General features: G+C 71.6%; 18 protein-coding genes and 1 riboswitch. Of the genes, 12 read left to right on the forward strand and 6 right to left on the reverse strand.

The window, feature by feature from the left end; all coding sequences use genetic code 11:
- Positions 1 to 259 precede the first annotated feature (259 nt).
- Genes ACZ592_RS02425 through xdhC form a run of 3 tightly spaced genes read left to right on the forward strand, consistent with a single transcriptional unit; the run spans position 260 to position 4,999 of the window.
- Positions 260 to 1,750, forward strand: coding sequence for a xanthine dehydrogenase small subunit (locus tag ACZ592_RS02425; RefSeq protein WP_471579612.1), 1,491 nt, complete (start codon positions 260 to 262; stop codon positions 1,748 to 1,750).
- Positions 1,747 to 4,188, forward strand: coding sequence for a xanthine dehydrogenase molybdopterin binding subunit (gene xdhB, locus ACZ592_RS02430; RefSeq protein ID WP_471579613.1), 2,442 nt, complete (start codon positions 1,747 to 1,749; stop codon positions 4,186 to 4,188). Before ACZ592_RS02425 ends, xdhB begins: the two co-directional genes overlap by 4 nt.
- Position 4,189: 1 nt before the next feature.
- Positions 4,190 to 4,999, forward strand: coding sequence for a xanthine dehydrogenase accessory protein XdhC (gene xdhC / locus ACZ592_RS02435; protein ID WP_471579614.1), 810 nt, complete (start codon positions 4,190 to 4,192; stop codon positions 4,997 to 4,999).
- A gap of 244 nt (positions 5,000 to 5,243) precedes the next feature.
- Here the strand turns inward: xdhC and ACZ592_RS02440 are convergent, their stop codons facing one another.
- Both ACZ592_RS02440 and ACZ592_RS02445 read right to left on the reverse strand, forming a co-directional pair.
- Positions 5,244 to 6,044 (reverse strand): GAF domain-containing protein, encoded by an 801-nt coding sequence (locus tag ACZ592_RS02440; protein ID WP_471579615.1) that lies wholly within the window; start codon positions 6,042 to 6,044, stop codon positions 5,244 to 5,246.
- Between the two features lie 337 nt (positions 6,045 to 6,381).
- The gene (locus tag ACZ592_RS02445; protein ID WP_471579616.1) at positions 6,382 to 7,173 is read right to left on the reverse strand and encodes a class I SAM-dependent methyltransferase; all 792 of its coding nucleotides are present in this window, start codon (positions 7,171 to 7,173) and stop codon (positions 6,382 to 6,384) included.
- A gap of 184 nt (positions 7,174 to 7,357) precedes the next feature.
- Positions 7,358 to 7,485, forward strand: a riboswitch (cobalamin riboswitch).
- A 108-nt stretch (positions 7,486 to 7,593) separates the two neighbouring features.
- Here ACZ592_RS02445 and ACZ592_RS02450 point away from each other — a divergent pair.
- From ACZ592_RS02450 to ACZ592_RS02470, 5 genes are all read left to right on the forward strand, one after another.
- Positions 7,594 to 9,099, forward strand: a complete 1,506-nt coding sequence (locus ACZ592_RS02450) for an ABC transporter substrate-binding protein (RefSeq protein WP_471579617.1) — start codon at positions 7,594 to 7,596, stop codon at positions 9,097 to 9,099.
- Between the two features lie 4 nt (positions 9,100 to 9,103).
- Positions 9,104 to 10,051: an ABC transporter permease gene (locus tag ACZ592_RS02455; RefSeq protein WP_471579618.1), complete on the forward strand. Its 948-nt coding sequence runs from the start codon at positions 9,104 to 9,106 to the stop codon at positions 10,049 to 10,051.
- 104 nt (positions 10,052 to 10,155) lie between these two features.
- A complete protein-coding gene (locus ACZ592_RS02460; RefSeq protein ID WP_471579619.1) occupies positions 10,156 to 10,908 on the forward strand; it encodes an ABC transporter permease in 753 nt (250 codons plus the stop codon).
- Positions 10,905 to 12,551, forward strand: coding sequence for an ABC transporter ATP-binding protein (locus ACZ592_RS02465; RefSeq protein ID WP_471579620.1), 1,647 nt, complete (start codon positions 10,905 to 10,907; stop codon positions 12,549 to 12,551). The genes ACZ592_RS02460 and ACZ592_RS02465 overlap by 4 nt, the downstream gene beginning before the upstream one ends.
- 168 nt (positions 12,552 to 12,719) lie before the next feature.
- Positions 12,720 to 13,436, forward strand: coding sequence for an MIP family channel protein (locus tag ACZ592_RS02470; RefSeq protein WP_471579621.1), 717 nt, complete (start codon positions 12,720 to 12,722; stop codon positions 13,434 to 13,436).
- Positions 13,437 to 13,710: 274 nt separating this feature from the next.
- Here the strand turns inward: ACZ592_RS02470 and ACZ592_RS02475 are convergent, their stop codons facing one another.
- Positions 13,711 to 14,301, reverse strand: a complete 591-nt coding sequence (locus ACZ592_RS02475) for a TetR/AcrR family transcriptional regulator (RefSeq protein WP_471579622.1) — start codon at positions 14,299 to 14,301, stop codon at positions 13,711 to 13,713.
- Positions 14,302 to 14,495: 194 nt separating this feature from the next.
- On the opposite strand from ACZ592_RS02475, the gene ACZ592_RS02480 reads away from it, so the two are divergent.
- Entirely contained in the window at positions 14,496 to 15,956 is a 1,461-nt protein-coding gene (locus ACZ592_RS02480) for an MFS transporter (RefSeq protein WP_471579623.1), read from the forward strand.
- Between the two features lie 169 nt (positions 15,957 to 16,125).
- Positions 16,126 to 17,196: a hypothetical protein gene (locus tag ACZ592_RS02485; protein WP_471579624.1), complete on the forward strand. Its 1,071-nt coding sequence runs from the start codon at positions 16,126 to 16,128 to the stop codon at positions 17,194 to 17,196.
- 66 nt (positions 17,197 to 17,262) lie between these two features.
- Here ACZ592_RS02485 and ACZ592_RS02490 read toward each other — a convergent pair whose 3' ends face one another.
- From ACZ592_RS02490 to ACZ592_RS02500, 3 genes are read right to left on the reverse strand one after another with little or no spacing between them, the layout of a single operon-like run.
- The gene (locus tag ACZ592_RS02490; RefSeq protein ID WP_471579625.1) at positions 17,263 to 17,664 is read right to left on the reverse strand and encodes a hypothetical protein; all 402 of its coding nucleotides are present in this window, start codon (positions 17,662 to 17,664) and stop codon (positions 17,263 to 17,265) included.
- Positions 17,661 to 18,107 (reverse strand): aminoglycoside phosphotransferase/kinase family protein, encoded by a 447-nt coding sequence (locus tag ACZ592_RS02495; RefSeq protein ID WP_471579626.1) that lies wholly within the window; start codon positions 18,105 to 18,107, stop codon positions 17,661 to 17,663. The genes ACZ592_RS02490 and ACZ592_RS02495 overlap by 4 nt, the downstream gene beginning before the upstream one ends.
- Positions 18,100 to 18,258: a hypothetical protein gene (locus ACZ592_RS02500; protein WP_471579627.1), complete on the reverse strand. Its 159-nt coding sequence runs from the start codon at positions 18,256 to 18,258 to the stop codon at positions 18,100 to 18,102. Before ACZ592_RS02500 ends, ACZ592_RS02495 begins: the two co-directional genes overlap by 8 nt.
- A 114-nt stretch (positions 18,259 to 18,372) precedes the next feature.
- On the opposite strand from ACZ592_RS02500, the gene ACZ592_RS02505 reads away from it, so the two are divergent.
- Positions 18,373 to 18,726 (forward strand): hypothetical protein, encoded by a 354-nt coding sequence (locus ACZ592_RS02505; protein ID WP_471579628.1) that lies wholly within the window; start codon positions 18,373 to 18,375, stop codon positions 18,724 to 18,726.
- 209 nt (positions 18,727 to 18,935) lie between these two features.
- The gene (locus tag ACZ592_RS02510) at positions 18,936 to 20,672 is read left to right on the forward strand and encodes a chitinase (protein WP_471579629.1); all 1,737 of its coding nucleotides are present in this window, start codon (positions 18,936 to 18,938) and stop codon (positions 20,670 to 20,672) included.
- Positions 20,673 to 20,767 lie beyond the last annotated feature (95 nt).

The raw sequence follows: 20,767 nt of genomic DNA on the forward strand, positions 1-20,767 counted from the left end.
GCACGGTCTGGGTTCCGGGGCGGATCGCGCACGGCGCCTGAGCACGCCGTTCTTTCGTGCCCGTCCGTGGCACATCCGTGCCCGCCCGTCCGCGGCCACTTCCGGGTCTCCGGGTTCTCCTTCCTCACCTTGCGGTACGTCACTGCTGCGTGCCGTCCTGCGCCGTCCCACTCCCGCGGCGCGTCTGAACACAGAAAGCTGCCCGAACATTGGCGAACATGATGAATCGACCGATCGCGCACCGAATCGAAGGCCTGTCATGACGGCGGCACGGATCACGGTCAACGGGAAAGAAACTCCGATCGCACCGGCCGCGTGCCACACCACAGCGCTGGATCTCCTGCGCGAGCGGGGGCTCACCGGCACCAAGGAGGGCTGCGCGGAGGGTGAGTGCGGCGCCTGTTCGGTCCTGGTGGCCCGTCCCGGAGTGGACAAGCCGACCGACTGGGTGGCGGTCAACGCCTGCCTGGTCCCGGCCGCGGCCCTCGACGGTCAGGAGATCATCACCTCCGAAGGCCTCGCCACCGTCGACGGGCCCGGTGCGCCGCGCGCCCTGCACCCGGTGCAGGAGGAGATGGCGGTCCGCGGCGGCTCCCAATGCGGTTACTGCACACCGGGGTTCATCTGCAGCATGGCCGCGGAGTACTACCGGCCGGACCGGTGCGCCCGCGCGGCCGCGGACGATAGCGCTGACGTGGCTGACGTGGCTGAGGGCGCCGGCCCCGAGCACGGCCCGAACGGCTTCGACCTGCACGCGCTGAGCGGAAACCTCTGCCGCTGCACCGGCTACCGCCCGATCCGCGACGCCGCGTTCGCCGTCGGCATGCCCGCCGACGAGGATCCGCTCGCGCGACGCCGTGAGCGGTCCGCGCCCGCTCCGGTCGCCACCGAGTACACCCGGGACGGCAGCGCGTTCCTGCGCAGGAGCACCCTGGCCGAGACGCTGGAGCTGCTGCGCGAGCGGCCCGACGCGGTGGTGGTCGCCGGATCCACGGACTGGGGCGTCGAGGTCAACATCCGCTCCCGGCGCGCGGATTGCGTGGTCGCCATCGACCGGCTGCCCGAACTGCGGGAACTGCGCTTCGTTTCCGACCACATCGAGATCGGCGCGGCGCTGACGCTCACCGAGATCGAGCGCCGCCTCGACGGCCGGGTCCCGCTCCTCGCCGAGCTGTTCCCGCAGTTCGCGTCCCGCCTGATCCGCAACGGCGCGACCCTCGGCGGCAACCTGGGCACCGGCTCGCCCATCGGTGACAGCCCGCCGGTGCTGCTCGCCCTCGAGGCGAGGCTGGTGCTCGCCGACGCCGACGGGGAGCGCGAGGTCCCCCTGGCCGACTACTTCACCGGCTACCGGCAGAGCGTGCGCCGGCCCGGCGAACTGATCCGCGCGGTGCGCGTCCCGCTGCCGCTCTCCCCGGTCACGGCCTTCCACAAGATCGCCAAGCGGCGCTTCGACGACATCTCCAGCGTCGCCGTGGCCTTCGCGCTCGACATCGAGGACGGGATCGTCCGCACGGCACGGATCGGCCTGGGCGGTGTGGCCGCCACCCCGATCCGCTCCCTCGCCACCGAGGCGGCCCTCGAGGGCCGGCCGTGGACGGCGGAGACCGTCGAGACCGCGTCCCGGGTGCTGCGGGGCGAGGGCACGCCGATGGACGACCACCGTGCCAGCGCCGACTACCGTTCCGCGATGCTCGGCCAGAGCCTGCCGAAGCTGCACGCACAGACCACCGAGGCGGTGCCGTCATGAGTCATCTGTCCGAGCGTCCCGAGAAGCCGGTCGTCGGCGTCTCCATGCCGCACGAGAGCGCCGTCCTGCACGTCACCGGCGCCGCGCTGTACACCGACGACCTGGTCCACCGCACCAAGGACGCGCTGCACGCGTACCCGGTCCAGGTCATGAAGGCCCACGGCAGGATCACCGGGCTGCGCACCGAGGCGGCGCTCGCCGTCCCCGGCGTGGTCCGCGTGCTCACCGGTGCCGATGTGCCGGGCGTCAACGACGCGGGGATGAAGCACGACGAACCGCTGTTCCCCGACGAGGTCATGTTCTACGGCCACGCGGTCGCCTGGGTGCTCGGCGAGAGCCTGGAGGCCGCCAGGCTGGGCGCGGCGGCCGTCGAGGTGGAGCTCGACGAACTGCCCTCCGTGGTCACGCTGCAGGACGCCATCGAGGCCGACAGCTTCCACGGCGCCCGGCCCGTGATGCTGACGGGCGACGTCGAGGCGGGCTTCGCCGACGCGGCGCACGTGTTCACCGGCGAGTTCCAGTTCTCCGACCAGGAGCACTTCTACCTGGAGACGCACGCGGCGCTGGCCCACATCGACGAGGGCGAGCAGGTGTTCGTCCAGAGCAGCACCCAGCACCCTTCGGAGACCCAGGAGATCGTCGCGCACGTCCTCGGGCTGCACAGCCACGAGGTGACCGTGCAGTGTCTGCGGATGGGCGGCGGCTTCGGCGGCAAGGAGATGCAGCCGCACGGGTTCGCGGCGGTCGCCGCGCTCGGCGCCAAGCTGACCGGCAGGCCGGTCCGGCTGCGGCTCAACCGGACGCAGGACCTGACCATGTCGGGCAAGCGGCACGGCTTCAACGCCACCTGGAAGATCGGCTTCGACGCCGACGGCCGCATCCGGGCCCTGGACGCCACTCTGACCGCGGACGGCGGCTGGAGCCTGGACCTCTCCGAGCCGGTGGTGGCCCGCGCGCTGTGCCACATCGACAACACGTACTGGATCCCCAACGCCCGTATCGCGGGCCGCATCGCCCGGACCAACAAGGTCTCCAACACCGCCTTCCGCGGCTTCGGCGGACCGCAGGGCATGCTGGTGATCGAGGACATCATGGGCCGGTGTGCGCCGCTGCTCGGCCTGGACCCGATGGAGCTGCGGGAGCGCAACTTCTACCAGGAGGGGCAGTCGACGCCGTACGGGCAGCAGGTCCTCCAGCACGAACGGATCTCCGCGGTCTGGCACAAGACCCTGGACAACGGCGGCGTCGCCGACCGCAAGCGCGAGATCGCCGCCTTCAACGCCGCACACCCGCACACCAAGCGGGCCCTCGCGGTCACGGGCGTCAAGTTCGGCATCTCGTTCAACCTCACCGCCTTCAACCAGGGCGGCGCGCTGGTGCTGATCTACAAGGACGGCTCGGTCCTGATCAACCATGGCGGCACCGAGATGGGCCAGGGCCTGCACACCAAGATGCTGCAGGTGGCCGCCACCACGCTGGGCATCCCGCTGCACAAGGTGCGCCTCGCCCCGACGCGCACCGACAAGGTGCCCAACACGTCCGCCACCGCCGCGAGCGCCGGGGCGGACCTCAACGGCGCGGCGGTGAAGAACGCCTGCGAGCAGTTGCGCGAGCGGCTGCTGCAGGTGGCCGCCACCCACCTGGGGTCGAACGCCTCGGACGTACGCATCGTCGAAGGTGTCGCGCGCATGCTGGGCAGCGACAAGGAGCTGGCCTGGGACGATCTGGTGCGCACCGCGTACTTCCAGCGGGTGCAGCTGTCCGCCGCCGGTTTCTACCGGACGGAGGGACTGCACTGGGACGCGAAGACGTTCAGGGGCTCGCCGTTCAAGTACTTCTCCCACGGCGCCGCGGCGGCCGAGGTGGAGGTCGACGGCTTCACCGGCGCGTACCGCATCCGACGGGTCGACATCGTGCACGACGTCGGCGACAGCCTCTCCCCGATGATCGACATCGGTCAGGTCGAGGGCGGCTTCGTGCAGGGCGCGGGCTGGCTGACCCTGGAGGACATGCGCTGGGACGCCACGGAGGGGCCGAACCGCGGCCGTCTCCTCACCCAGGCGGCGAGCACCTACAAGCTGCCGAGCTTCTCGGAGATGCCCGAGGAGCTCAACGTGACGCTCCTTGAGAACGCCACCGAGGAGGGCGCGGTCTACGGGTCCAAGGCGGTGGGCGAGCCGCCGCTGATGCTGGCGTTCTCGGTGCGCGAGGCGCTGCGGCAGGCCGCGGCCGCGTTCGGGCCGGACGGCGTCAGCGTCGAACTGGCCTCGCCCGCGACGCCGGAGGCGGTGTACTGGGCGATCCGGTCGGCGCGCCGGAGTGATGCCGCCCGGAACGGGACCGCCCCGAACGGTTCTGTCCCCGAAGGCGCCGTCGCAGGCGGTCGTGCGGCCGACGCCACGGCCCGGGACGACGCAAAAACGCTGAGCGGTGCCTGACATGACCTGGGTCGCCGCGGTCGCGCGGCTGCGAGCACGCCGGGAGCCCGGCGTGCTCGCGACCGTCGCGACCGTGCGGGGACACGCCCCGCGCGACGCCGGCGCGAAGCTCGTCGTGGGGCAGACCGAGACGTGGGGTTCGATCGGCGGCGGCAACGTCGAGGCCGTCGCCATCGACCGGGCCCGCGAGATGATCGCCGCGTCCAAGCCGGAGCCGGAACTGATGGATTTCGCCCTGAACGACAAGGTGACCAACCGGCACGGCGTGCAGTGCTGCGGCGGCACCGTCTCGGTGCTGCTCGAACCGCTGGCGGTGGTACGGGCGGTGGCGATCTTCGGCGTGGGACACGTGGGCCTGGAACTCGCGCGCATCCTGGCACGCCAGGACCTCGACCTGCATCTGATCGACACCCGGTCCGACATCCTCACCGAGGAACGGCTCGACGTGCTGGCGGACGCGGTGGGGCAGGTGCACGTGCACCACACGCTGCTGCTGCCCGAGGAGGTCCTCGCGGAGCTGCCGCGCGGCACCCACGTCCTGATCATGACGCATGACCACGCCGAGGACGCGGCGCTGTGCGACGCCGCCCTGCGCACCCCCCACCTCGGCTCCATCGGGCTGATCGGCTCGGCCGCCAAGTGGGTACGGTTCCGCCACCGCCTCGCCACCGAGGGCGGCCACGACGAGGCCACCATCGGCCGGATCAAGACCCCGATCGGCCTCGCGGACATCACCGGCAAGGAACCGGCGACCATCGCCGTGAGCGTCGCCGCCGACCTGCTGCGCACGTTCGAGACCGAGGGCGACTGACCGGTGGGGCGGCGGGCAACATCCCGGGCTTTCGCCCCCCCCACGACGCGTGCGACCACCTCGCGGAGGCGAGGCTCGGCCCGCTGCCCATCCGGCGGAGGGCGACGACGGAACCGGCCCGTTTCCCGCGCGGGGAAGGCGACTTCCGGCGCATCGCCCCCCCGGCATGCCTGCCGTCCTGGAACGCATGGCGGCCGCGCCCGGCGCCCACCGAGCGCGGGACTGTCCGAGCCGGGTGCGGCGGTCAGAGGATGTGGCCGGCGGCGCGGGCCAGGCGGTCCAGGGTGGTCCGCTGTTCCGGCGTCCAGGCGGTGGGACGCGAGTGGTGGAGGGAGACGACGCCGATCAGGGCGCCCTCACCGGATGCGACGGGCAGCGAGACCACGGCGCCGACGCCGGCGGTGTCCAGGACGTCCAGGGCGGGCGTGCCCAAGAAGATCGGCGAGGCGGCCACCTCTTCGACGTAGAGGGAGCGACGGTCCCTGGCGGCGACGCCACAGGCGCTCTCGCGGTCGTCGACGGATTCGAAGAAGGAGAGGAAGGGGTGGTGGAAGCCGCGCTGGGTCACGATCCGCAGCACGCCGGTGGCGGGGTCGAGGAGTTGGGCGTTGCCCATGGGGGCGCCGATGATGCGCAAGGCCAGCCTGAGGGTCTCGCGCAACAGGGTCTCGCGGCGCTGGCGTTCGTCGGGAGCGAGCAGGCCCAGGGGAGCGGGGTCGATCCGCAGTCCGGCGGGCGGGCCGCACAGCTGAAGGGTGCGCAGGACCTGGCTGTGGGCGCGCTCCACCACCAACTCGCCGCCGACGGCGCCGATGCGGTGGGAGGCCTGCACCAGGAGGTCCAGGGCGGCGGGGGCGCAGAACGTGACCCGGCTCAGGTCGAGCGCGATCCGCCCGGGAGTGTTCTCCAGGCGGACCAGCGCACGCGCCAGGGTGGGCAGGCAGTCGACGTCGAGTTCCCCGGCCACGTGCAGCGTGGCGGCTCCGGTGTCGGTGTGGTGGCTGAGGGCGATGTGGGCAGCGGGCGCCAACTGGGACCAGACCATGCTGTTTCCTTTCGGTCCGGCCAGGGGCAGACGCCGCGACGGTGTCCGGCCTGTGCCTCGGCGTCGGGCAAGGGGCCAGGGCCCGGCGCCGTGGGGAAGTCACTCCGTCGAGACGAGCGGCGTGACGATGCCAGCGTAGGGCTTGCGGGCGGTGCGGGGCGGCGTCATCGTCCACTCGATCACCCGGGCGCGCGGCCCCCTTCGCTACCGGGGCCTCCGGGGCCGAACCACCGTTCGTGCGGGTGCGGGTGCGGGTGCGGGTGCGGGTGCGGGTGCGGGTGCGGTGGCCCGGGCCCCGGCCGTGGGCGTGAGCGGGGGCGAGTCGCCGTCGGTGGCCTCAGCGCAGCGCGGCCACCAGCGCGTCGCTCGCGGAGCACCACACCTGTCGCGCCTCGCTGAACCCATGCTCCAGCAACGTCTCGATGTGCCAGTGGGTGGCCGTGGGGCGATCCCGTGGCTCGGTGCCGGTGCGGGGCTGCCGTGGATCACCCAGCAGTGCGAAGCGCTCGGCCGCCGCGCGGGACAGGAGGGGATCGCGCGCCGCGTCGCGCCACCAGTCGGCCCAGTCCAAGGCGCCCCGCGCCCGCTGGTGATCCTGCCGTTCCGTGTGCAGGGTGTGCAGAGCGGCGTTGATGCGTGGCGCGGACTCGTCCTTCATGTGGTCGGCGTTGAGGAAGACGCCGCCCTCGCGCAGCAGCCCGGCCAGCGTGCCGTACAGGCGGCTCAGGGGCCCGGTGTCCAGCCAGTGCAGCGCGGTGGCGGTGACCACGGCGTCGTAGGAGGTGTGGGGGAGCCGCTCGGTCCAGTCCGCGTCGGTCAGGTCGGCCTCGGCGAAGGAGACGCGTTCGTCCCGGGCGAAGTGGCCCCGGGCGATGGTCAGAAGCAGTGGATCGATGTCCACGCAGGTGACCTCGGCGTCCGGCAGCCGGCGCAACAGGCGGTCCGTGATGCTGCCGGTGCCGCAGGCGAGGTCGAGGACGCGCGGCGAGCGGCCCGCCAGCGCCTCGACCGTGTCGGTCATGACCCGGAACCGCTCTTCCCGGTCCGGCATGTACCACTCCTGCTGGCGGTCCCAGCTGTTCTGCCAGTGTTCCCAGTGCCGCCGCTCGGAGGGTGCTGTCGCTGTCATCGGGGCAGATATCCCTTTCCAGATGGTCTGTCGGGTTCCGGGAGTTGGGCGACCCGTGCCGCCGCCCCTCCCCTGCTTGCCTTCCCCCACAGCTGATCACACGGCCCGGAGACCGGGAGCGTCCCACCGGGTTGAGGTGCTCGTCGCCTCGTGCGCCACAATGAGCGCACTGGGCGACGGGGACCAGGAAGCCGGTGCGATTCCGGCGCGGTCCCGCCACTGTGACCGGGAAGCGAGCCTCCCGCACGCCACTGACCGCGGTACGCGGACGGGAAGGCGGAGGCGAGCGACGATCCGGAAGTCAGGAGACTGACCCGTCGCCGGTCCGACGGCAGGGGCGAGGACACCCCGGAGAGGATCGATGTGACGACGCATGCCCGGACGGAGCCGGCGCGACGAACAGAGCCGGGCAGGCGAGGCGTGCTGGCCGCCTCGGGGGCCCTGGCGCTCGCCGGTGCCGGCCTGCTGAGCGGCTGCGGCGCCGACACCAGGGACGGGGGACGCGGCGATCGATTCCGGGCCGCGTTCACGTCCGGCGGCTCCCAGGAGACCCTCGACCCGCACGTCGCGCCGAACTTCGTCGACCAGGCCCGCGCCAAGGCGCTCTACGACACGCTCGGCACGTACGCGGACGACATGTCGGTGCGCGAGCGGCTCGCGCAGTCGTGGGAGAGCGACGGCTCGGGCACCCGGTGGCGCGTCCGCCTGCGCGATGCGGCATTCCACGACGGGAAGCCGGTCACCGCCAAGGACGTCCTGTACAGCTACCGCCGCGCCGCCGACCCCAGGACAGGGTCGCCCTCGCAGGTGTTGCTCTCCGCGATCGACTCCGCCGCGAGCAGGGCCGACGGACGGCGGTCCGTCGTGTTCGTGCTGAAGGCGCCGAACTTCGAGTTCCCCACGGTCTTCGCGGGGCCCGGCACCGAGATCATCCCGGACGGTACGACCGACTTCCGCAAGCCCATCGGCTCCGGCCCGTTCACCTACGTGTCGTTCACGCCCGGCGGTACGGCCCGCTACCGGAGCTGGACGGACCACTGGGCCGGCGCCCCGCACATCGCCGAGCTGGAGATCGTCCCCGCGAACGAGGAGTCGGCGCGGCTCAACGCCCTGCTGTCCGGACAGGTGCACTACAGCGCCGACATGGCAGGGCCCTCCGTGGAGCGGCTCAAGAGGGACGGCTCGACCCGGCTGCTCACCGCCAAGCGGGCGACCGCGCAGCAACTGCTCCTGCGCACGGGACGCGAGCCGTTCGGCGACCCCCGCCTGATAGCCGCCGTGCGGCTCGGGCTCGACCGGGAGGCGCTGGTCCGGATCGCGCTCGCCGGGCACGGCGAGGTCGGCAACGACCTGTTCGGACTCGGTCTGCGCGGCTATCCCAAGGATCTGGCACCCCCGGAGCGGAACGTCGACGAGGCGCGGCGACTCGTCAAGGAAGCCGGTGCGGACGGCCTGCGCATCACCGTGGAGACCAGCTCCGTCGACGCCGTCTGGGAGCCGGCCGCCGACCTGATGGCACGGCAGCTGCGCGAGGTCGGCCTGAAGCTGACCGTCAACACCCGCGCGTCCAGCACCTACTTCAGCGAGATCAAGACCAAGGGCGTCGCCGCCTTCAACACCACCTCCACCCTGCCCGTATCCGACTTCCTGCAGCAGCGCGTCCGGGGCGGGGCGGCCCGCAACCAGACGCAGTACGCCTCGAAGAAGTTCGACGCCCTGCTGGACCGGGCCCGCACCAGCCGCGACGAGCGGGACCGCCTCGCGCTGCTCTCCCGCGCCCAGAAGATCGCCCGCGACGAGTCCGGGCTTCTCGTGTGGGCGTTCTCCGACGCCAACGACGCCGTCGCACGGTCGGTCGGCGGCCTGCGCTCGGCACCACCGAACTCACACGACTGGGCCCGCTTCGACCGGGTCCGCATCAGCTGACGTCGTGCGCGCCTACGTCCTCAGACGCTCCCTGTTCGCCCTCCTCCAGTGCCTGATGGTGCTGGTGGCCGTGTTCGCCGTCGGCTCGCTGCTGCCCGGCGACACGGCCGACGTGCTGCGCGGCGAACTCGGCACCCCCGAACAAGTGGCCGCGCTGCGCTGGCAGTTGGGCCTCGACGAACCGGCCTGGAGCCGCTTCTGGCACTGGCTCGGCCGCCTGCTCACCGGCGACCCCGGCACCTCCCTGACCACCGGACTGCCCGTCGGCGACGACATCGGCCGCCGCCTCGGCGTGACGCTCCTGCTGGGCGTACCGGCACTGGTGCTCGTCACGGTCCTCGCGCCCCTCGTGGGCACCGTGTCGGGGCTGCGTGAGGGGAGCCGTGCCGATCGCGCCCTGACCACGGCCGCCGTCGTGCTGCACGCCGTGCCGGAGTTCGTACTCGGGCTGCTCCTGATCGCCTCGGTGTCGCTGGCGGCAGGCCTGCTGCCCGCCACCGCCGTCGGCATGGACACCGCCGCGCTCCTCGCCGAGCCCGCCGTCCTGGTGCTCCCGGTCACCGTGCTGACGGCCCGGCACCTGTGCGACCTGGCGCGGCAGATCCGTGCGGGCGTCGCGGCGCAGCGCCACGGACCCGTCGCCGAGCACCTGCGACTCCTCGGCCTGCGCGAGCGCACCGTGGTGCTGCGCCACGTCCTGCCGGGAGCGCTCGGCCCCGCGGCACAGCAGTACGCCCGCTGCGTGGAGGGACTGCTCGGCGGCGCCGTGCTGGTGGAGGCGGTCTTCGGATTCAGGGGGCTCGGCAACGGTTTCGTCGAGGCGGTCCAGAACCGCGATCTGCCGCAAGTGCAGGCGTACGCACTGCTGTTCGCCGGGACGGCCGTCTTCGTGAACCTGGCCGGAGACCTGGTCGCCCACCGCCTCGCCCCCCGCCGAGAGGTGACGGCGTGACCGTGCCTCCTGTGTCTCCCACACCTCGTGAGCCACCCGCGACCGCATCCCGGGCCGCCGCGTCCAGGCGCCGACGCCCGTGGACCGCCCTGATCCTGCTGGGCGTGCCCGTGCTCCTGGCCCTGCTGGGGCCGCTGGTCGCGGGCGACGACACGCCCCGGCGGGATGCCCTGCCCGCACAGCCGCCCGGCGCCGGAAACCTGCTCGGCACGGACGTCCTGGGCCGCGACGTGCTCTCCCTCGTCCTCCAGGGCGGTGCCTCGGTCGTGGGCAGCGCCCTCGCCGCGCTCGCCGTCGGGACGGCGCTCGGCATCCCGCTGGGACTGCTGGCCGCGGGCCCGCGCCGGGTCCTCGACGAGACGGTCATGCGCACCATGGACCTGCTCCTCGCCTTCCCCGGCCTGCTGGTCCTGATGACGCTGGCGGCGACGGGCCACCGCGACTGGTTCTGGCTGGTGACGGTCGCCGGAGTGCTCCAGGTCCCGGCCGTGGCACGCCTGGTGCGCGGCGCCGCGCTCGCACCGGGTTCCAGGACCGTCGTCGAGGCGCTGCGCATGCAGGGGCACGGCTGGGCGTACATCCATCTCCGCCATCTGGCACGGGAGGTGGCCGCGCCGCTGGCCACCGACGCGGGCGGCCGGTTCTCCGTGGTGCTGTACCTGCTGGCGTCCGCCAACTTCCTGGGCCTCGGCCTGCCCGCGTCGTCGCCGGACTGGGCGGTGCTCATCGAGCGCAACAGCGACGCCCTGTTCACCCAGCCCGCCGCCGTCCTCGTCCCGGCCGGCCTGCTGACGGCGCTGTGCGTCGGCGGCAATCTGCTCGTGGACCGCACCCTCGCCCGCAGGAGGAGAACGTGACCGGCGCCGCCCCCGTACCGCTGTTGCAGATGGCGGAGATCTCCGCGTACGTAAAGGGAGCACCGCGCCCGCTCCTGGACGACGTCCGGCTGACGGTGCGGCCTGGCACGGTGATCGCCGTCGTCGGACCGTCGGGAAGCGGCAAGACCACCCTGGGCCTGGCCGCCCTCGGCGCCGCGCACGGCGCGGTGCGGCTCTCCGGGCGCGTCCTGCTGGAGGGCACGGACCTGCTGGGCCTCGCCCCGGCCCGGCGTCAGTCGACCCGGGCGGGCCGAGCCGCCCATCTGCCGCAGCACCCCGAATCGGTGCTCGACCCGGTCCGTCGCGCCGGGGGAGTGCTGACGGAGCTGGCCGCTCTCGGAGGGATACGCGGACGGGCCGCGCGCAAGGCGGCCGCCGCAGGGGCGCTCGGCGCGGCCGGCCTCGCCTGGGAAGCCACGCGCCGCAGCTTCCCGCACCAGCTCTCCGGCGGCCAACAACAGCGCCTGGCGCTGGCATCCGCCCTGGTCACCGGTGCACGGCTCCTCGTACTCGACGAGCCGACCAGCGGCTTGGACCCCGCACTCGCGCACGCCCTGGGCCGCACCGTCCGCCGCCTCGCGGACGAAGGCGCCGGCGTCCTGCTGCTCAGCCACGACCTGCCCCTGGTGCGCCGCACCGCGGACCGGGTCATCGTGCTGGAGCACGGCCGGGTCGTGGACGACGGACCCACGGGCGATGTCCTCGAAACCGGGGGTCCCGCACCCGGGCCGGCCACCGGCCGGCCCGTCGCGGCACGCCATCGCACCACCCGGGACCTGCTCGCGGCGGAACACCGCACGCGTGCGGCGCAGCGCACGTCACCGGACGTGAGGAGACCGAACTCCCCGCAGACCGGCGGAGTCGTGGCTCAGGACATCGTCGTACGCCGCCGCTCCGCCGACCTCCTCACCGGACCCGTGTCGATGGCCTTCCCGCCCGGCAGCAGCACCGCGCTGCTCGGCCCCTCGGGCTCGGGCAAGACGACGTTCGCCCGGGTACTCGCCGGCCTCACCACGCCCACCTCCGGCGAGATCCGTGTCGACGGCACGCTGCTCCCCGCCCGCATCGACCGCCGCACAGGCGCACAGCGCCGCGTCGTCCAATACGTCCACCAGAACAGCGCGGACTCGTTCGAAAGGCACCGCCCGCTCATTCGTCAGCTCGCCGACACGGCCTGTCTTCTGCGCGGGCTGCGGCGCGAGGACGCGACGGCCGAGGCGGCGGAGATGGCGGAAGCCCTGGGACTCGACGACGCGCAACTGAACCGCACTCCGGATCAGTTGTCCGGCGGTCAACTGCAGCGGTGCGCCCTGGTGCGCGCGCTCGCGGCACACCCGGCGCTGCTGCTCTGCGACGAGGTGACATCGGCGTTGGACACCGCTTCCCGTGAAGTGGTCCTCCACGTACTGCCGGGCCTTCTCGCCCCGGCCGCGACAGCCCTGCTCTTCGTGAGCCACGACCTGCCGGCGGTGCGGGCGGTGACGGACGACGCGGCGGCGTTCGACAGCGGTCGCTGTGTCCGACGGGGGCCTGTCGACGAGGTCCTGTCGTTCCTGGGGGCCGAGGAGGCGCACGGCGGGTCCGTCAGGAGGCCGAAACCCCTTCGATCACCCGGAGCCTGACCGCGCAGGGGTGCGTCGGCGCTGCTCACGGCACGGCACGCCACTCCACGTACACCCATCACTCGAATGGGCGTATGCGGTGGAGCCCGACCGACGCAGAACAGGCGCGGACGCGCATCTCGGCAGACGATGGCCAAACAGTCCAACAGAGCCTGCGAGGTGGTTGCTGTGCAGATCAGAGCGGTGGTATCGGAGTTCCTCGGGACGTTGCTCCTCGTCTTCTTCGCCGTGGGATCGGCAGTGCTCGGCGCCGAGTACATCGGCACCCTGGGCATCGCGCTGGCCTTCGGATTCACGCTGCTGGCCCTCGCGTACACCCTCGGCCCGGTCTCCGGCTGTCACGTCAACCCGGCGGTGACCCTGGGCATGCTCTGCGCGCGCCGCATCGACGGCCGCACCGCCGTGACCTACTGGATCGCACAGTTCATCGGCGGCATCGCCGGCGCGGCCCTGCTCTTCCTGCTGGCCAAGCAGGTGCCCGGCCTCAAGACGAGCGGAGCCTTCGGCAGCAATGGCTACGACGACCGGTCCGAGGTCGGCATCAACCTGGGCGGTGCCTTCCTGGCGGAAGTGGTCCTGACTTTCCTGCTGGTCTTCGTGGTCCTCGGCGTCACGCACCGGGTGGCGGTGACCGGCTTCGACGGGCTGCCGATCGGCATCGCGCTGGCCGTCATCCACCTGGTCGGCATCCCGCTGACCGGCACCTCGGTCAACCCCGCGCGGAGCCTGGGCCCGGCCCTCTTCGCCGGGGGAGCGGCGCTGTCCCAGCTGTGGCTGTTCATCGTGGCCCCGCTGGTGGGCGGCGTCATCGCGGCACTCGTGCACCGGGTGACGCACCCCGCGGGCGAGGAGAGGGTCATCGCGGACAAGGCGTCCGCGGCGTGACGGAGTGGGGCGGGTCCTGGTGACCTGAGCCCGGGGATTTCCGGCGGGTACGCGCTGTCCGCCGCAGAGCGTGGTCCTGATCGACTCCACGATGCGGCCCGCCTGGTCGTCCGTCGCACCGAACCTGTCCGCCGCATCGCGTCTGACCGCATCGTCGGCCCGGCCCAGGCCGATGCTCACGCAGGCCTGTCCGGCGTCGTCGACGGCCGCGTCCTCGTCGGCGGCGAGTCGTGGAGTGCCGGTGACATGACTGGCACACCGGCACCCGGGGGCGTTACGCCAGGTCCGGCCAGCCGTCCTTGAAGTGCTCGAACGCGGCGGCGAGGGAGTCGCGCGGCGCGGGGTCGGTGGCCACGAGGTCCGGCAGCTCCAGGACGTAGCGGGCCAGCAGGCGCAGCGCGACGTCGTCGGCGTCCTTGTCCGTCTCCTCGGCGATGACCTGGGCGAGGGTGTGCTCGCAGCTCACCCAGAGGGTACGGGCGTAACGGCGCAGGGCAGGGGTGGTGACCACGAGGTCGAGCCTGCGCCGGAACTCGTTGTCGAGGTCGTCGGAGAACATGCCGCGCCCGGCGAGGAAGTGCTGCAGCGCGTCCAGGACCGAGACGCCGTCCCCGCGCTCCCGCACGGCCGCGGTCAGCGAGGCCTCACGCTCCTCGCTGTCACCGAGAATCAGCGCTTCCTTGCCGCCGGGAAAGTGCGCGAACAGCGTGGTCAGCGCGGTGTCGGCGGCGGCCGCGATCTCGGCTACCTTGACGTCGTCGTAGCCGCGCTCCAGGAAGAGCCGCAGGGCCGCGTCGGAGAGCGCCTTGCGGGTGGCGGCCTTCTTGCGTTCGCGGCGTCCGGGTTCCGGCTTCGTCTGCGTCATGCCTTCAGCATACCGAACATAGCCATAGTCACTACGCACCCATAGTCACTGCGTGCACATAGTCAATATGCATTCATAGGTGCTTCGAACTCATAGCGATTGCATTTCCGTAGTCGCTATGGTTTTCTGGAAATGGGTCCGAGCAGACACGGTCGGCCCCCAGTCCCTCACCCACTCACCGGAAGGAGCCCGTCATGACGTCCCCGACGACAACCACCACCACCGGGACGGAGGCCGGTTCCTCCGGCGCCTCCGGCCCCGCCGCGACCCTCTCCAAAGCGGCGTTCTGGGTGATCCTGACGCTCGTCCTGCTGGCCGACGCGCTCGACATGATCGACTCGACGGTCACCAACATCGCGGCGCCGACGATCGTCGCCGACATCGGCGGCGGCGAGTCCCTGATCAAGTGGCTCGGCTCCGCCTACGCCCTGGCCATGGGCGTGCTGCTCGTGATCGGCGGCCGGCTCGGCGACAAGTACGGCCAGCGCCGCCTCTTCCTGATCGGCATGACCGGATTCACGCTCGCCTCCGCCGTCTGCGGACTCTCCCCCGACCCGGCGCTGCTGGTCGTGGCCCGCGTCCTGCAGGGCGCCTTCGGTGCGCTCCTGATCCCGCAGGGCATGTCGATCATGACGCGGAACTTCTCGCGCGAGCAGCTGGGCAAGGCGTTCGGCCTGTTCGGACCGCTACTGGGAATCTCCTCCGTGGGCGGCCCGATCCTCGCCGGGTTCCTCATCGACGCCGACATCGCGAACCTGTCGTGGCGGCCGATCTTCCTGATCAACCTGATCCTCGGCACGGTCGGCGTCCTCGCCGCCGCACGGCTGCTGCCCCGCGACACAGGAGACCGCTCGGTCACCGTCGACGGACGCGGTTCAGGGCTGCTCGCCGTGACCATGTTCGGCCTGATGTTCGGCCTGATCGAGGGTTCCACCGAGGGCTGGAACGCCCTGGCCGTCGGTTCGCTCGCGGTCGGCATCGTCTTCCTCGTCCTGTTCGCCCGCCGCCAGCGGACGGCCGCCGAACCGCTGATCAAGCCGTCCCTGCTCAAGAACAAGGGCTTCACGTCGGCCCTCGTCCTCGGCCTGTTCTTCTTCGCGGCCACGTCCGGCCTGATCTACGTCATCTCGCTCTTCATGCAGCAGGGCCTGGGCGCCGCCCCCGCCGACGCCGCGCTCGGTCTGCTCCCGCTGACCCTCGGCATCATCGCCGCCGCGTTCGCCACCATGGGCGGACTGACGAAGAAGCTCGGCCGGGGCGTGGTCACGCTCGGTCTGCTCCTCACCCTCGCGGGCGGCGGCTGGCTGCTCGCCCTGGTGGTGGCGCAGGGCACCGATCTCTCCCTGTGGGCGACGGCGCCTGCGGTGTTCCTCACCGGCCTCGGCATGGGTTGCTGCTTCGGTACGGTCTTCGAGTTCGCCCTCGGCGACGTCACCGCCGAGGAGGCGGGCAGCGCGTCCGGCTCCCTCACCGCGATCCAGCAGCTGGCCAACGGCATCGGCTCGGCGCTCGTCACCACGGTCTACTTCCACGCGGGCGCCCCGGCCCACGCCATGACCGTCTCCCTGATCGTGGTCCTGACGGTGACCGTGCTCTGCCTGCCCGTCCTGCGGCTGCTGCCGCGCCGGGCGCCGGAGGGGCAGCACGGACACTGACCCGGCGGGGCGCGCCGATCCCTTCAGCCCCGACGCAGGAGGGCGTTCCGCACCGGCTCGTGCTGCCGGCGCGGAACGCCCCGTCCTGTTGTGAGGCTCCCGAAAACCCCCGTGCTGTCGCGTCCATGACCATAATGAGCGGGAGACTGAGGTGACACGGGGGAACGGCATGGACGCACCCGATCTGGCGGCGATGGCCGCGCAAGCTCTGTCCGCCGCGGCGTCAGGCGCCGCGAGCACGGCGGTGTCGGATCTCGTACGAGACAGACTCAGTCGTTCGGCACGTGGACGGGCCGCCCTGGACGAACTGGCCGACGCGCCAACGGATCCCGGGGCCGGCGGCAGCGTGCAAGCGGTCCTGGCCGAAGAGATCAGCGGCGATGCCGAGTTCGCCGGACGGCTCGCGGTGCTTCTCCACGCGCCCTCGCACCAGTACACCGGCAGCGTCGTCATGACCGGCAGCAAGGTGACACGCAGCCAGATCGCACTCGGCCCGCTGACCGTCAACAACACACGTGCCGGGCGGCTGTCCCTGGCGTCGGGCATCCTCCTGGCGGTGCTGATGGTCATCCTGGGTATCTATGGGGGCGCGCGGCTGTTCGGCAACGCCGACGACTCACCGCGCCACGCACGGCCGGAACCCGGCGCGACGCGCTCCGGCGGCCGCGCCGCAGCTCTTCCGCCCACGACCGAGACGGTGCGCCGACTCCTTCCGGACCGCAGCAGTATGGACGCCAAGGAGTATCCCTGGGCCGGTACCCCGGAACTCAGGACGTCAGCGGCCGGGCTTTCCATCTGCCGGGCGGCACCCGCGTGCGAGAAGAACGCCACCGCGGCCGGAGCGGTGGACTTCGCACGGAGTGAGGACGGAGGGGAGAACAAGGCCGAGTTCCTCGTGCTGGCGTTCCCGGACGCAGCCGCCGCCCACCGTGCGTACGTCGACATCGTGCAGGACATCCACGAGGCGGACCGCAGGTGGATCAAGGTGGACCTGGAACCGAGGGGCGAGGAGAGCCAGGGCTTCGACCAGGACGGCACGGACACCGGGAGCAACCCGACGGAGCTGCTCATCAACCGGTCTCTGATCTTCCGTCAGGGCGCCTTCATCGGCATAGCGCACCAGATGGACGATCCGACGGAGCGGCGGAGCACGCGCATCGACAGCCATTCCGCTCTGCTGGCCGACCGCATCGTGAAGGCGGAGGCGGAAGCGGAGGCCGACAGCGGGGAGGCCCCGTAGTGACCCCTTTTGCCACGCCTGCCGCCCAGTGGGCCGCGTCGCCATGATCCGCCATCCGCACGCACCCTACAGCGTCGCGAACTCTCTCATCGCAACAGCAACTGCCCTTGCGTACCGTCCCGGTTCACCCAACTCGGCCCGTCCCCGTGGCCCCGCACTCTTGCGGTGCGTGACGAGCCGGAAGATCAGTGCGCGGACGAGTAGTTGGGGCCAGTCGGGGTGATCGCCGCCGACCGTCACGAGGTCGGCCGGAAGGCCGAACCACAACAGGCCGTCAGCGACCACGACGGCCTCGGCGAACAGAGGGGGACGCCAGTACGGAGAAAAGTCGATCACAGCAGGCGCCCGGCCCGCGGCGAACAGCACGTTGCCCGTGAGATCACCGTGGATGAGCTGGGCGGCACCCTGCTCCACCGGGCGCCTCAGCTCCAGCAGGTTCGAGAACGGCGCGGCGAGGTCGTCGATCACGTCGACCTCCTGCTCGCCCCACGCCACCCGGTCGGCCACGGCCCAGGGATGCGCACGCCGCTCAAGGAAGTCGGGCCGGGCAGCTGTTGCTGCCGCAGGGCGGCGTGGAAGGCACGACCGGCGCTGAGCACGCCGTGCCGGTGCCTCTGCGGACCGGGCCGACCGGCCGGGAACTCACCGGCGGTCCAGCCGTCCACGACGCTTCGCCCGTCGGCGGCCCGCAGCGGCAGCGGAACGCGGAACCCGCTGTCCGACGCCAGCTTCTCGAACAAGGAAGCTGCCCACTCGACCTCGTCGTCAGGACCCTCGGCGGGCTTGAACACGAACCCACCGACGAGAACGCCGCGTCCCTGCCCGCCGGCCAGGGGCACGGCAGCCCCCTCCACACCGAAGGCGTCAAGGACGGCAGGGGCCGGGACGGCCTTGCTCGGCAGCTCAGTCATGCCGATCACCGCCGTCGGCCGGACGGATCGGGTTGAGGCCGGGCGGATAGCCGTGCCTGCGCTCGAAGTCGTCCGTCATCCCCACCAGTTCACCGGCGACCCTGCTCGCCCAGGCGGGCAGCCACGCCGACGTCAACGAACGCCTGCTCATGAGGCCGGATCCTGGACGGGCCTCGACCTCTGTCGAGTCCAGTCCAGGGGAGGGCGCGGGAGGCCGCCGGAGGCGTTGGCCTGGGCGAACCCGTGGGTCGATACAGTCGCGCTCATGGCGAATACCTGGCTGCGGGCGATCGAGGCGGGCGGCCGGACGGTGGCCAATCCGACCGAAGAGGAGCTTCACGATTTCCTGGCAGACATGAACCTGCGCCATCGCTTCGTGATCCTGGAGCGACTCGACCTCGAACCGGTGGACCAGCACTACATGCAGGCCTATCTGAACGACGACATGAGCTACCAGGTCGAGTACCGCGAAGGCGACGCCGGCAAGCACTACCAGGCCCACGTCCCGAAGCCTCCCGAAATGATCGGCCCGCAGCCCGTCGCCGAGCTGATGTTTGCTTGGGCGTGTGATCGCGAAGGGTGGCGTGAGGCGCTCGCGTGGGTTCCCGCGTCACTGTGACAGCGCTCACCGTCGCACGTTGATCTCCAAGGCGCGTACGGCTTCCTCGTAACGGCACGGTACGGAATCCCGTACCGCCGTCGCGTGGTCCACGGCGGGTCCACCGTTCCCAAAGCCTTGACAACTCCTTTGGTCTGGACCAACTTTGCGCACAGCAGCGGTGGCCACCGTCGTTCACTTTCGTCCTTCACCTCTCCTTGGGGGAACTCGTGGACCGTGTACGTCAGGGCAGACTCGGCGTTCGACGGAGAATCGGCGCGGCGATCGCCGTGGGTGCGGCCGCCGCACTCGCCGTCACCGCGCTCGCCGCGCCCGCGCAGTCGGCGGACGCCAAGGCGCCGGACGCCCGCGCGGCGGACGTCAACGTTGCCAAGAACGCCGGGTTCGAGGCGGACCTGAGCAACTGGACCTGCGCCGCCAACAGCGGTGCCACCGTCACCTCGCCCGTGCACGGCGGCGCGAAGGCGCTCAAGGCGACCCCGTCGGGCCAGGGCACCGCCGAGTGTTCCCAGATCGTCTCGGTCAAGCCCAACTCGACGTACAAGCTGAGCAGTTGGGTGCAGGGCAGCTACGCCTATCTCGGTGCCCGCGGCACCGGTACCACCGACGTGTCGACCTGGACGCCGGGCACCGCGTCCTGGCAGCAACTCTCCACCAGCTTCACCACCGGCGCGAACACCACGTCGGTCACGGTGTACACGCACGGCTGGTACGGGCAGAGCGCGTACTACGTGGACGACGTGAGCGTCCTCGGCCCCGACGGGGGCGGCGGCACCGATCCGGTGGAGATACCGGCCACCCCGGCGGGCCTCGCGGCGGGCACGACGACGTCCACGTCGGTGGACCTGTCCTGGACCCCCGTGTCCACGGCCACCGGCTACACCGTCTACCGCGACGGCACGAAGGTCGCCTCGGTCAGCGGCGCCTCCACGACCGTCACCGGTCTCACGCCGGAGACCACCTACAGCTTCCAGGTGAGCGCCTCGAACGCGGCGGGCGAGTCCGCGAAGTCGACGGCCGTGTCCGCGCGGACCGCCAAGGGCGGCGGCGGAGACGGCGGCACCGTGCCCAAGCACGCGCTGACCGGCTACTGGCAGAACTTCAACAACGGCGCGACCGTGCAGAAGCTGCGGGACGTGTCGTCGCAGTACGACATCATCGCCGTGTCGTTCGCCGACGCCACCAGCACGCCCGGCCAGATCACCTTCAACCTGGACCCGGCCGTCGGCTACTCCTCCGCCGCCGACTTCAAGGCGGACATCGCCGCGAAGCACGCCGCGGGCAAGTCCGTGATCCTCTCGATCGGTGGCGAGAAGGGCACCATCTCGGTCAACAGCGACGCCTCCGCGACGGCGTTCGCGAACAGCGCCTACGCGCTGATGCAGGAGTACGGGTTCGACGGCGTCGACATCGACCTGGAGAACGGCCTCAACCCCACCTACATGACGAAGGCGCTGCGCCAGCTCTCCGCGAAGGCGGGCTCGAAGCTGGTGCTCACGATGGCACCGCAGACCATCGACATGCAGTCCACGTCAGGCGGGTACTTCCAGACGGCGCTGAACGTGAAGGACATCCTCACGGTCGTCAACATGCAGTACTACAACAGCGGTTCGATGCTGGGCTGTGACGGCAAGGTCTACAGCCAGGGCAGCGTGGACTTCCTGACCGCGCTCGCCTGCATCCAGCTGGAGGGCGGCCTCGACCCGTCGCAGGTCGGGCTCGGAGTCCCGGCGTCCACGCGTGCCGCGGGCAGCGGATACGTGGCCCCGTCGGTCGTGAACAACGCCCTCGACTGCCTCACCCGCGGCACCGGCTGCGGCTCCTTCAAGCCGTCGAAGACCTACCCGGGACTCCGCGGCGCCATGACGTGGTCCACGAACTGGGACGCGACGGCGGGCAGCGCGTGGTCGAACTCCGTGGGCCCGAAGGTGCACAGCCTTCCCTAGCGAACCCTGGCGAACGGAAAACGCCGGACGGGGGGGGGGGGGGGGGAAAAAGGCGGTCTCCCCCTCCGGCGTGGTCGGGTGGGGTATGGGGGTGG

It is taken from the genome of Streptomyces sp. NPDC040622 (assembly GCF_055593965.1).

Coding starts and splice junctions, on each gene's coding strand:
- ACZ592_RS02440 (WP_471579615.1), bottom strand. CDS start 6,044: ATGGTCTGGTCCCAGTTGGCGCCCGCTGCCCACATCGCCCTCAGCCAC.
- xdhB (WP_471579613.1), top strand. CDS start 1,747: ATGAGTCATCTGTCCGAGCGTCCCGAGAAGCCGGTCGTCGGCGTCTCC.
- ACZ592_RS02480 (WP_471579623.1), top strand. CDS start 14,496: ATGACGTCCCCGACGACAACCACCACCACCGGGACGGAGGCCGGTTCC.
- ACZ592_RS02495 (WP_471579626.1), bottom strand. CDS start 18,107: ATGACTGAGCTGCCGAGCAAGGCCGTCCCGGCCCCTGCCGTCCTTGAC.
- ACZ592_RS02475 (WP_471579622.1), bottom strand. CDS start 14,301: ATGACGCAGACGAAGCCGGAACCCGGACGCCGCGAACGCAAGAAGGCC.
- ACZ592_RS02500 (WP_471579627.1), bottom strand. CDS start 18,258: ATGAGCAGGCGTTCGTTGACGTCGGCGTGGCTGCCCGCCTGGGCGAGC.
- ACZ592_RS02485 (WP_471579624.1), top strand. CDS start 16,126: ATGGACGCACCCGATCTGGCGGCGATGGCCGCGCAAGCTCTGTCCGCC.
- ACZ592_RS02425 (WP_471579612.1), top strand. CDS start 260: ATGACGGCGGCACGGATCACGGTCAACGGGAAAGAAACTCCGATCGCA.
- xdhC (WP_471579614.1), top strand. CDS start 4,190: ATGACCTGGGTCGCCGCGGTCGCGCGGCTGCGAGCACGCCGGGAGCCC.
- ACZ592_RS02445 (WP_471579616.1), bottom strand. CDS start 7,173: ATGACAGCGACAGCACCCTCCGAGCGGCGGCACTGGGAACACTGGCAG.
- ACZ592_RS02505 (WP_471579628.1), top strand. CDS start 18,373: ATGGCGAATACCTGGCTGCGGGCGATCGAGGCGGGCGGCCGGACGGTG.